Annotated in this window: 14 protein-coding genes and 3 tRNA genes; 7 read left to right on the top strand and 10 right to left on the bottom strand. The window is 39.5% G+C overall.

Annotation, left to right across the window (positions count from 1 at the left end; all coding sequences use genetic code 11):
* Positions 1-24: 24 nt before the first annotated feature.
* The 5 genes from BAE46_RS01115 to BAE46_RS01095 form a co-directional block, all read right to left on the bottom strand.
* Positions 25-366, bottom strand: coding sequence for a TusE/DsrC/DsvC family sulfur relay protein (locus BAE46_RS01115; protein WP_070111577.1), 342 nt, complete (start codon positions 364-366; stop codon positions 25-27).
* 8 nt (positions 367-374) lie between these two features.
* Positions 375-635, bottom strand: a complete 261-nt coding sequence (locus tag BAE46_RS01110; protein ID WP_040520140.1) for a DsrH/TusB family sulfur metabolism protein — start codon at positions 633-635, stop codon at positions 375-377.
* Complete coding sequence (locus BAE46_RS01105) at positions 635-1015, bottom strand: DsrE family protein (RefSeq protein ID WP_006003739.1); 381 nt, start codon at positions 1013-1015, stop codon at positions 635-637. The genes BAE46_RS01110 and BAE46_RS01105 overlap by 1 nt, the downstream gene beginning before the upstream one ends.
* Positions 1012-1410 carry a sulfurtransferase complex subunit TusD gene (gene tusD, locus BAE46_RS01100; protein ID WP_070111576.1) on the bottom strand — a complete coding sequence of 133 codons (399 nt, stop codon included), beginning with the start codon at positions 1408-1410 and terminating at the stop codon, positions 1012-1014. The genes BAE46_RS01105 and tusD overlap by 4 nt, the downstream gene beginning before the upstream one ends.
* Before the next feature lie 102 nt (positions 1411-1512).
* On the bottom strand, positions 1513-2172 hold the full coding sequence (locus tag BAE46_RS01095) for a Bax inhibitor-1/YccA family protein (RefSeq protein ID WP_040520138.1): 660 nt from the start codon (positions 2170-2172) through the stop codon (positions 1513-1515).
* A gap of 219 nt (positions 2173-2391) precedes the next feature.
* On the opposite strand from BAE46_RS01095, the gene BAE46_RS01090 reads away from it, so the two are divergent.
* The 7 genes from BAE46_RS01090 to BAE46_RS01060 all read left to right on the top strand — a co-directional run bounded on the left by BAE46_RS01090 (position 2392) and on the right by BAE46_RS01060 (position 7647).
* Positions 2392-2483: transfer RNA gene (locus BAE46_RS01090), tRNA-Ser, on the top strand.
* 237 nt (positions 2484-2720) lie between these two features.
* Positions 2721-3362, top strand: coding sequence for a UvrY/SirA/GacA family response regulator transcription factor (gene uvrY, locus BAE46_RS01085; protein ID WP_070111575.1), 642 nt, complete (start codon positions 2721-2723; stop codon positions 3360-3362).
* Complete coding sequence (uvrC, locus tag BAE46_RS01080) at positions 3363-5195, top strand: excinuclease ABC subunit UvrC (RefSeq protein ID WP_070111574.1); 1833 nt, start codon at positions 3363-3365, stop codon at positions 5193-5195.
* Between the two features lie 63 nt (positions 5196-5258).
* On the top strand, positions 5259-5831 hold the full coding sequence (gene pgsA, locus BAE46_RS01075) for a CDP-diacylglycerol--glycerol-3-phosphate 3-phosphatidyltransferase (protein ID WP_040520270.1): 573 nt from the start codon (positions 5259-5261) through the stop codon (positions 5829-5831).
* A gap of 116 nt (positions 5832-5947) precedes the next feature.
* Positions 5948-6023 (top strand) — tRNA-Gly (locus BAE46_RS01070).
* 93 nt (positions 6024-6116) lie between these two features.
* Positions 6117-6190 (top strand) — tRNA-Cys (locus BAE46_RS01065).
* A gap of 194 nt (positions 6191-6384) precedes the next feature.
* A complete protein-coding gene (locus tag BAE46_RS01060; protein WP_070111573.1) occupies positions 6385-7647 on the top strand; it encodes a tyrosine-type recombinase/integrase in 1263 nt (420 codons plus the stop codon).
* On the opposite strand, the gene BAE46_RS14960 is transcribed toward BAE46_RS01060, so the two are convergent.
* From BAE46_RS14960 to BAE46_RS01040, 5 genes are read right to left on the bottom strand one after another with little or no spacing between them, the layout of a single operon-like run.
* Positions 7644-7823 (bottom strand): helix-turn-helix transcriptional regulator, encoded by a 180-nt coding sequence (locus BAE46_RS14960; RefSeq protein WP_280513150.1) that lies wholly within the window; start codon positions 7821-7823, stop codon positions 7644-7646. The two genes, BAE46_RS01060 and BAE46_RS14960, sit on opposite strands and share 4 nt — an antisense overlap.
* Before the next feature lie 49 nt (positions 7824-7872).
* A complete protein-coding gene (locus tag BAE46_RS01055) occupies positions 7873-8127 on the bottom strand; it encodes a hypothetical protein (RefSeq protein WP_070111572.1) in 255 nt (84 codons plus the stop codon).
* A gap of 46 nt (positions 8128-8173) precedes the next feature.
* Positions 8174-8425 carry a hypothetical protein gene (locus BAE46_RS01050; RefSeq protein ID WP_070111571.1) on the bottom strand — a complete coding sequence of 84 codons (252 nt, stop codon included), beginning with the start codon at positions 8423-8425 and terminating at the stop codon, positions 8174-8176.
* Positions 8422-8661 carry a hypothetical protein gene (locus BAE46_RS01045; RefSeq protein WP_070111570.1) on the bottom strand — a complete coding sequence of 80 codons (240 nt, stop codon included), beginning with the start codon at positions 8659-8661 and terminating at the stop codon, positions 8422-8424. The genes BAE46_RS01050 and BAE46_RS01045 overlap by 4 nt, the downstream gene beginning before the upstream one ends.
* Before the next feature lie 28 nt (positions 8662-8689).
* Positions 8690-9022 carry a hypothetical protein gene (locus tag BAE46_RS01040; RefSeq protein ID WP_070111569.1) on the bottom strand — a complete coding sequence of 111 codons (333 nt, stop codon included), beginning with the start codon at positions 9020-9022 and terminating at the stop codon, positions 8690-8692.
* Positions 9023-9040: the final 18 nt, after the last annotated feature.

The following is a 9040-nucleotide window of genomic DNA, read 5'->3' as shown; positions in this document are numbered from 1 at the left end:
CTGTTACGCATAACCCTAAGCCCGCTATAAACATTTAGCGGGCTTAGGCAGCCCAGCTAGCTTGGTGGGTATCTTTGCAGGGCCTTTAGGAAATAAACGATACAAGTATCGACTATTTCCTTTGTCTGGCCCATGCGTCTGCTGTAAGGCTTTTACCAGCGCTCTCATTGCCGGACTAGTATCGTAGGTAGTATAAAAATCACGAACAAAATGCACAATTTGCCATCTTTCGCCTGTCATTTCTATATTTTCTAAATAAGCAATATGCTGGGCGACTTCATTGTTCCACTGTTCACTTTTGCGTAAATAGCCTTCTTTATCGGTTTCTATCTCCACACCATTAACGATTATTGAGAAAGTATTCATAACGACACTCATTGTTGAATAGTAATAACAGGATGCTGCTGGGCACATAAATCTACCCATTGCATATCTGACACTAAAATAAGATTCTCGAGCCTGGGTAAACCACTGGCAAAATAATCATTTTTTACTGCATAAAACGTGCATTTAGGATAGTCAGCGATAAGACTCAACGCCGCATATACGCCATTTTGCAATAATATTACACTCAGTCCCCGCTCACAATAGGCTGCAACTTTAGATGGGGTGTTAGATAGCAATTGTATAATCATTAAAAGACTAAGACCTGCGTTGCTTTTGCACATATCTGGACTAGTTGTGCATCGCTTATAGGCGACACAGCAAAGCTAATGTCGTTTAGGGAAATATGATACGTTGTAAGTGCTGAGGTTTGTGCAAATATAAGCTCTACGTCAAACATCGGCAGGGCACTTAGTTTTTTATAGATTGATTTATGTGAAATGAGTGTACTTTGCTGTGCCTTGAGTAACTGATACACGCCATCGCCGACAAATATGTACACCACTTGCATACCTATGTTCGTAGCAGCAAGGGCTGCTTCTAAAGAGTCTGTGGCGTCGCTAGTAGAATAGGGAGCTTGAGTCGTTTGAATGACTATGTAAGGATTTTGTAATACAGGTAAATCACTCATAGCTGGATATTAACACTATTGTTGTTAAGTGCTTCAAAATAGGCCGTTAAGCCAACTTGTGTAAATGGCCAAACTAAGTTGGCGTAATTTGGCTCTGGTGCTAGCTGCGCGTCTACAACGCCCCTGCGAGAAGCTGCCGTTACACATACGTTGAGATTGATAGCATGCTTTTTGGCTAAATCACACCACTTACTATATACGTCGAGCTCATCTGCGTTAGGCTGTAGTAGTGAGGACGCATTGTGTACACCTTTTTGATAGAAAAAAACCTGCGTGATTGAATGGCCTTGCTCAATTGCCGCTGCACAAAAAGATAGTGCGCTGTGAGCATTTCGGGCATCGAAAGGGCTATTTGTCACCATTAGAGTAAAACGAGTGGGTATTGTGTTAGTCATTTATTATCGCTGTGCTAAGTTTGTCTTTACCATTAAGGACATTATAAACAAAAACGCCCCTAACATGGGGCGTTTTTTTCATCAATTAACTATCATTAAAGCTTAGTCGTTATTAGCACCCAGTAAAGACAATATAGATAAAAAGATATTATATATACTTAGATATAGTCCAACGGTTGCGCGTATATAGTTGGTTTCTCCGCCGTGTATAATTCGACTAGTGTCAAACAATATAAAGCCTGACATAACCAGAATAATAAGTGCGTTAATAGCCAAACCAAGCGCAGGCATTGCAAAAAAGAAGTTTCCAATGATTGCGAGAAGTGCAACTACCATTCCCACCATTAAAAACCCGCCCATGAAACTAAAGTCTTTCTTAGATACAAGTGCATAACCAGACAGCGTTAAGAAAACTACTGCGGTAGCACCAAGTGCCTGGCCAATTAAATGGCCCATCCCGTTAGCGACATACATGCTTAAAATAGGACCAAGTGCACCACCCATTAGGCCTGTGAATACAAATACCCAAAAAAGACCGGCTGCGGTATCTGCTTTCTTGTTTACGATAAACATAGATATAATTGCGCCAATGAACATCGCCCAGTATCCAACCATGCCAATATTCAGCATCGCGGTTACAGTTGCCGTGATAGCACTAAAAGCTAACGTTAACGACAATAACATATAGGTATTGCGAAGCACCTTATTGACTTCTATTGCGGAGCTTTCGCCAGCACTAGAATACAAAGTACGTCTATCCATTTCTTTCTCCAGTAATTACTATTATTTGTTGAGTACAATACTCAGTTATTATTAGTAACTATGTTAGGTGTTTGGTTCACTTTTTCAAGGTTTTTTCGAACGAAAGTTACAAAATAATGTAATTAACGACTAAAAAACCTGCGATTAAAGAAATTTTAACTTTTTTTTCTTATTAGGCCTTTACAATTACCTCATTCAAATTTAATATGCGCCCCTCTTGGATAGCTGGCAGAGCTCGGTTTAATGCACCTGACTTGAAATCAGACGAACGGTCAAACGTTCCGGGGGTTCGAATCCCTCGCTATCCGCCACATTTAAAAAAACCGCCTAACAGCGGTTTTTTTATACCTGTAATTTTATTTACCGCTTGTAGCAATGTCTTAATTTGCTTTGCTACACATGGCTATGCTCACAGACATTACTGTTCACATAAGTTTTGCTAAACGCCCTAGAAAAGACAAAGTTATAGTGTTATTAATAAACTCATCGTATATTATAAGCCTAGACAAGAAGCCCGTATGGTCTAACACCAAAAAGGTTGTTACAACGTGATCAAAATTTTAGTAGTAGATGACCACGACCTTGTAAGAACAGGAATAGTTCGCATTTTGAAAGACGTAAAGGATTTCAAGGTTGTGGCTGAACTTGGTTCAGGCGAAGAGGCAGTGGAATATTGCCGAAAACAAAGCCCTGATATAGTGCTAATGGATATTAGTATGCCTGGTATAGGTGGTCTTGAGGCTACCCGCAAGGTTACCCGTATATGCGATGACGCAAAAGTTATTTGTATATCAATGCATAAAGATAATCCTTTCCCAACCAAAGTGATGCAGGCAGGCGCCTATGGATTCATTACTAAAGACGCTGAGCACAATGAGATGATCACAGCTATTTATAAAGTGCATTCAGGGCAAAAGTACATTTCGCCTGAAATAGCACAGCTAATAGCCCTAGGGCAACTTGATAACATGAGCGACAATCCTTTTAGCGATTTGTCAGATCGTGAATTAGAAATTGCAATAATGATTACCCGCGGTGAAAAAGTGACCGAAATTGCTAAGTATCTACACATAAGCGCTAAAACAGTGAATACCTACCGCTACCGTATGTTTGACAAGCTCTGCGTTACTTCCGACGTTGGATTAACACATTTGGCACTGCGCCATAAAATCATTCAATCAATTGCTTAAATGCTAGAAAATTCATCACCCGCCTTCAACCATGAACATTTCTTAAAATACCTCACAGGCGAGCCCGGTGTTTATAGAATGTATGATGTTAGAGGCGACGTAATTTATGTTGGTAAAGCAAAAAACCTCAAAAAACGCGTCGCCAGCTACTTTCGCAAAACAGTAGACAACGTAAAAACGCAGACCTTGGTCAACAATATAGTCGATATGGATGTCACTATAGTATCGAGTGAAACCGAGGCGTTTTTGTTAGAAAACAACTATATTAAAAAGTATCGACCCCGCTACAACGTTGTTCTTCGCGATGATAAGTCTTATCCGTTTATTTTTATATCCGAACACGAACACCCAAGACTGAGCTTTCATCGTGGCCCTAAAAAAAAGAAAGGCGAATATTTTGGGCCCTATCCAAGTGCTTGGTCGGTCAGAGAAAGTCTACGTTCTATGCAAAAAATATTTCCTATTCGCCAATGTGAGGATAGTTATTACCGAGCCCGCTCAAGACCTTGCTTGCAATATCAAATGAAACGCTGCAGTGCTCCATGCGTTAAAGGATTTGTAAGCGACGAGGATTATAACGAGCAAGTTAAACTTGCAGCAATGTTTTTACGGGGTAAAAATACGCAAGTTATATCAACTTTAGTAGGCAGAATGGAAGATGCCAGCGTGAATTTGAATTTTGAAGCCGCGGCGCGCTATCGAGACCAAATTAGTGCACTTAGAAAAGTACAGGAACAACAATTTGTCTCTGGTACCCAGCAAGAACTGGATGTTTTTGGCTTTGCCTTTCGAAATGGTATTGCCTGTATTTTTGGGATATTTATCCGTGACAATCAAGTCTTGGGCAGTAAATCATTCTTTCCCAAAATACCTAAAGGCAGTATCGACAAAGAAGTTTTTGAATCGTTTTTACTACAATTTTATTTAGCCGGGAACAAATTAATACCCCAGCAAATAGTCATCCCTATTAAGTTTGATGAAATGAACACGGTGGAGGTGGTACTAAGCCAAGAAGCAAAACGTAAAGTTAAGTTTTATGAAGGCGTACGCGATGAAAAACGCAAATATCTTCAAATAGCTAATAATAATGCTGAAAATTCGCTTGAAACTCAGCAAAATCAACAAAAGTCTATTTTTGCCAGGTTTACTCATCTGGAAAAAATACTTGAGTTAGATTCACCTATTAAAAGAATGGAATGCTTCGATATTTCGCATACATCAGGCGAACAAACGGTTGCGTCTTGCGTGGTATTTGATCGCAACGGTCCACTTAAATCAGACTATCGAACCTTTAATATTGACGGCATCACCCCAGGCGACGATTACGCTGCAATGGCACAGGCTATTAAGAGGCGCTACAAATCGCCTACCAACGATGCCAAGCTGCCAGACTTACTCATTATAGACGGCGGAAAAGGGCAGCTATCTCAGGCTGAATCTCATTTCAAAGACTGGCCTGAAGATAAGAAACCGCTCATTATTGGCGTGGCAAAAGGTACTAGCCGAAAACCGGGCCTAGAAACATTAATTTATGCCTATTCCCACGAAACCATTGCCGTCGATTTTGATTCACCCGGATTACACTTGGTTCAGCATATTCGGGACGAGTCGCACCGGTTCGCCATTACCGGGCACAGAGCAAGGCGCCATAAAGTAAAAACTACGTCACCTTTGCAAGATATTCCCGGAATTGGTCCTAAGAAACGTCAAATGCTGTACAAGTATACGGGCGGTTTACACGGCCTTAAAAAAGCGAGTAAAGCTGAAATTGCGAAAGTCCCGGGAATAGGCCAAGACCTCGCCGATATCATTTACGATTATTTACACTCGTAAGGTGTCAACATCTGTTATTATCCTAATCATTACGCAATTGATAAGAGAAATACAGCCGCTGTGATATGGACTATTCCCAATTTAATTACGCTATTGAGAGTTTTATTAATTCCTGTCTTTGTATCAGTCTATTTTCTTGACTGGAAATGGGCATTTGCGGTCGGCGCATTTATATTTTGGCTAGCGGCTATTACCGACTGGGTTGACGGTTATCTTGCTCGTAAATTAGAACAGTCTAGCCCGTTTGGGGCCTTTCTTGATCCCGTTGCCGACAAGCTTATTGTATCGGCCGCTTTACTTATGATTACCCACCAGTACGCCTCTGTATGGATCACGATTCCTGCCATTATATTATTAATGCGCGAAGTATACATATCGGCGCTGCGAGAATGGATGTCACAATTAGGGGCTTCTGATTTAGTTGCAGTAAGTTTTATAGGCAAGGCTAAAACGTTAATCCAAATGCTAGCGCTTATTGGTTTATTAGCAGGTCCAGGACTGCATGAATTCATAAACTTTCAGTTTTACTGGGTCATACTCGGCAAACTACTTTTATACGCAGCAGCAGTACTGTCTATATGGTCAATGGTAGTGTATACAATACCCGCTTGGAAAACGTTGCTGGCGCAAAAATAGCAGCCTAATCACACTTTTGCGGGTAATTGTTCAAAATTTGATTGAACAGTGTTTTTTAGTAAGATTTGTAGTTGACACCCTTTAATTTGCATGTAGAATGCACGGCTCGTTTCAGGGCGGGAATAGCTCAGTTGGTAGAGCGCGACCTTGCCAAGGTCGAGGTCGCGAGTTCGAATCTCGTTTCCCGCTCCAATCTCTTTTTATAGATTCTTGAAAAAGAATCTGCACAAGGAGATTTTCTGAAATGAATAACGCTTGGTCTGCTAAGTGTTAGCATTGTTTTGCGGCGGAATGGCAGAATGGCTATGCAGCGGATTGCAAATCCGTGGATCTCGGTTCGACTCCGGGTTCCGCCTCCATCAGAATGTATTTACACGTATCTCACAGTCTTCAAAGCCCCATTCTATATGACTTAACCACCTGATAGGTGGTTTTTTTACGCCTATTATTCTTGCTGCGTATTGCTACAGCTGATAAATTTGATGGTACATTTGTTGGTACATGCTAATATTTTACTTTCTGGTTCTGAAATGTACCAACAAATAGGACAATTATGGCTCTTACAAATATGGCTATACTCAACGCCAAACCTGACGTTAAAGACTATAAGTTGTCTGATGGTAAAAGCTTACATTTATTGGTTAAAAAGTCAGGCAGTAAATATTGGCGTTGGAGTTACCGTTATGACGGAAAACAGAAAACTTTAGCTATTGGTGTGTATCCAGAAGTCAGTATTAAAGTTGCTAGAGATAAAGTAGATAGACTAAGAGTTGTGTTATCTGATGGTTTAGATCCAAGCCAGTATGTAAATGATATTAAGAAAAAACATATTGCTGCATCCTATAAAGGAATGTCGGTAAGTGATGCACTAAGTATGTTCTTTAAAGAGTACTGTGTTGATAAAGATGATAAGAGTATTAGGGGCATAGATGGACTTATACGCAACTGGATCAAGCCAGCGATAGGGAATGTTGCCTGTGTTGATATAAACGCACAGGATGTACTAGGGATCGTCAGAGGGATTGAAAAGAAAGATATGCGACCAACTGCTCATAAGGTTGCTACTTTATTAAAACAGTTCTTTGCTTTTTGTATTGCTGAACCAACTATTCAAATAGATAGAAATTGGATGCTTGATGTTATTAGTTTACTTAAGCCGCTACCTGAGTCCCATCATCCAGCGTTGATCACGCCTACTGATGTGGCTCAGTTGCTAGGTGATATTGATGGCAGTAAAAGCTATTGGACAACTAAGATAGCCATACGGTTATCTATTAATTGGTTTGTTCGTCCAGGGGAATTACGTAAGCTTCTGTGGCAAGACATAAATTGGGCAATGGAATGTGTGCAAATTAGTAAGTCTGAAATGAAAAAGACGAGTAGTTCACAAGATCACTGGATCCCCTTTACCCGACAAACTAAAGAAATGCTGCAGTTCTTATTAGATAATAATAGAACGTCTGCTTTTGTGTTTCCATCCATTAGAAACTTACATAAGCCAATGAGTGAGAATACAGTTAATGGTGCCATTAGGAATATGGGTTACCAAGGTAAGCAAACTGCTCATGGTTTACGGGCAACTGCACGTACTTTGTTAGACGAAGAGTTAAAGCAAAACCCAAATTACATAGAGCATCAATTGGCCCATAGGGTTAAAGATGCAAATGGTCGAGCCTATAATAGAACAACACAATTAAATGAAAGAAGGGTAATGCTACAACTGTGGTCAGATTACTTAGATGAATTAGAATATAAAGCTAAGAATGGTATTGAAGTAAAGTCTGCATATGAGCAGGCTATTATGAAAGGAGTCTAGGTGTTATCCCGATCAGCAATGCGCTGTTCGATCCACTGCTGTACTTCAGTGTCAACCCACCCACTTATCTTGATCCCTAATTTGACTGGCTTAGGAAAGGTTTCAGCGCTTATCATGGAATACATGTAAGGAACACTGATACCACATAAATGAGTGACTTCTTCTTTGCGAAGTATTCTAGTTAATAGGATTAGACGACCATCAAGGTTTTCTAAATTAATTTATCTACTCCTGTTTATAGATATTTGTGGTGCCTTCTAAACTGCTTGCAAAATTCTGCAAACAATAAGTAATGTCTTGCCTGTTAAAACTTCCATCATATTCATGCTCTAAAAAATCTAAAAATAAATAGATAGCGTCAGCTTTAGTTTTAGCTGTTGCTTTGGTTAGTTGTTCGTCCAACTTCTGAAACTCTGCAAGTTGTATTTTGACTATCTCAACGAGTTCACGCTTTGATTTATCTTCAATTGACTGGATCATTCAATCCCCCTTATCTGCTCTTAGGTTTTAACCACACGTACTTTCATCAACTTTTATCATCTAGTTCGTTTGCCATTTGCCATAACTTAATGTGCAATATTGAATTATGACCGATGTTTGTGTATTGATTAGTTTGCAAATAGTTATCGCATTCCCGCATTAAATATGCTGCACTAGCCACTTGTTTTTCTGCCTGTGCTAGTTGCTCGCGTAGTGAAACAAGTTCTTTGTCTTTCTTACTCATTAAATCTTGTGCGTTTAACATCTTTAACATTTCACTGTAACTAATAGTTTTCATGACTCTACAGGCCCTAAAATAATCAAAGATGCTATTTTTAACTTAGTCCAAGCATCTATAAATTCATCTGAACCTCTTTCGGTGTTATCAAAATCAATTACCAACTCAGCTAAGTTAAAAGTTCTTAAGCATTCTTGCAAATGTTGTTGACGTAATAAAAGCACATGTAATCTACGATCAGATAGTGTGCCTCTTATCAACAAGTTAATATCAAAGTTGTATTTTGGATCTGACATTAAGTTTCCTTATATGTATTTGTGTTGGTTACTTATTAAGTTTAAGTTTTTTTGCTAGACAATCTTCAAACCATTTGTTACCAAAATTATATACTGCACGTAGTTTTTCAGTGGGTACTTCATAGACTTGTACTTGAAAAGCGTCATTTATAATTAGCAGCAGTAGCACATCTGGTTTATAGATTTTAAAACTATGGGGGTAGTCAGGGAAACTGTGCCTAATATCTTTAGTCCTAACGCTATTTTGCCTTAACTCTATTACTTGCTCTGCTACACTAGCTAAGTAAATGCAGGTTCTTGCATGACTTGCGGTTGTTGCACTGGCTAATGTCAGCAGTAAGGCTGTTAATACTATTTTCATTATCTTTTGCACTCTCTC

Source organism: Glaciecola punicea, assembly GCF_001756615.1.
Taxonomy (GTDB): domain Bacteria; phylum Pseudomonadota; class Gammaproteobacteria; order Enterobacterales; family Alteromonadaceae; genus Glaciecola; species Glaciecola punicea.
Note: the sequence above shows the minus strand (reverse complement) of the source record. Positions and strands in the feature narration are given on the sequence as shown.

What these genes read in the sequence shown, in the direction of transcription:
- uvrC (WP_070111574.1), top strand. Translation starts at nt 3,363, where the DNA reads ATGCTAGAAAATTCATCACCCGCCTTCAACCATGAACATTTCTTAAAA.
- BAE46_RS01060 (WP_070111573.1), top strand. Translation starts at nt 6,385, where the DNA reads ATGGCTCTTACAAATATGGCTATACTCAACGCCAAACCTGACGTTAAA.
- tusD (WP_070111576.1), bottom strand. Translation starts at nt 1,410, where the DNA reads ATGACTAACACAATACCCACTCGTTTTACTCTAATGGTGACAAATAGC.
- BAE46_RS01115 (WP_070111577.1), bottom strand. Translation starts at nt 366, where the DNA reads ATGAATACTTTCTCAATAATCGTTAATGGTGTGGAGATAGAAACCGAT.
- BAE46_RS01050 (WP_070111571.1), bottom strand. Translation starts at nt 8,425, where the DNA reads ATGAAAACTATTAGTTACAGTGAAATGTTAAAGATGTTAAACGCACAA.
- BAE46_RS01040 (WP_070111569.1), bottom strand. Translation starts at nt 9,022, where the DNA reads ATGAAAATAGTATTAACAGCCTTACTGCTGACATTAGCCAGTGCAACA.
- BAE46_RS01110 (WP_040520140.1), bottom strand. Translation starts at nt 635, where the DNA reads ATGATTATACAATTGCTATCTAACACCCCATCTAAAGTTGCAGCCTAT.
- BAE46_RS01095 (WP_040520138.1), bottom strand. Translation starts at nt 2,172, where the DNA reads ATGGATAGACGTACTTTGTATTCTAGTGCTGGCGAAAGCTCCGCAATA.
- BAE46_RS01045 (WP_070111570.1), bottom strand. Translation starts at nt 8,661, where the DNA reads ATGTCAGATCCAAAATACAACTTTGATATTAACTTGTTGATAAGAGGC.
- BAE46_RS01105 (WP_006003739.1), bottom strand. Translation starts at nt 1,015, where the DNA reads ATGAGTGATTTACCTGTATTACAAAATCCTTACATAGTCATTCAAACG.
- BAE46_RS01055 (WP_070111572.1), bottom strand. Translation starts at nt 8,127, where the DNA reads ATGATCCAGTCAATTGAAGATAAATCAAAGCGTGAACTCGTTGAGATA.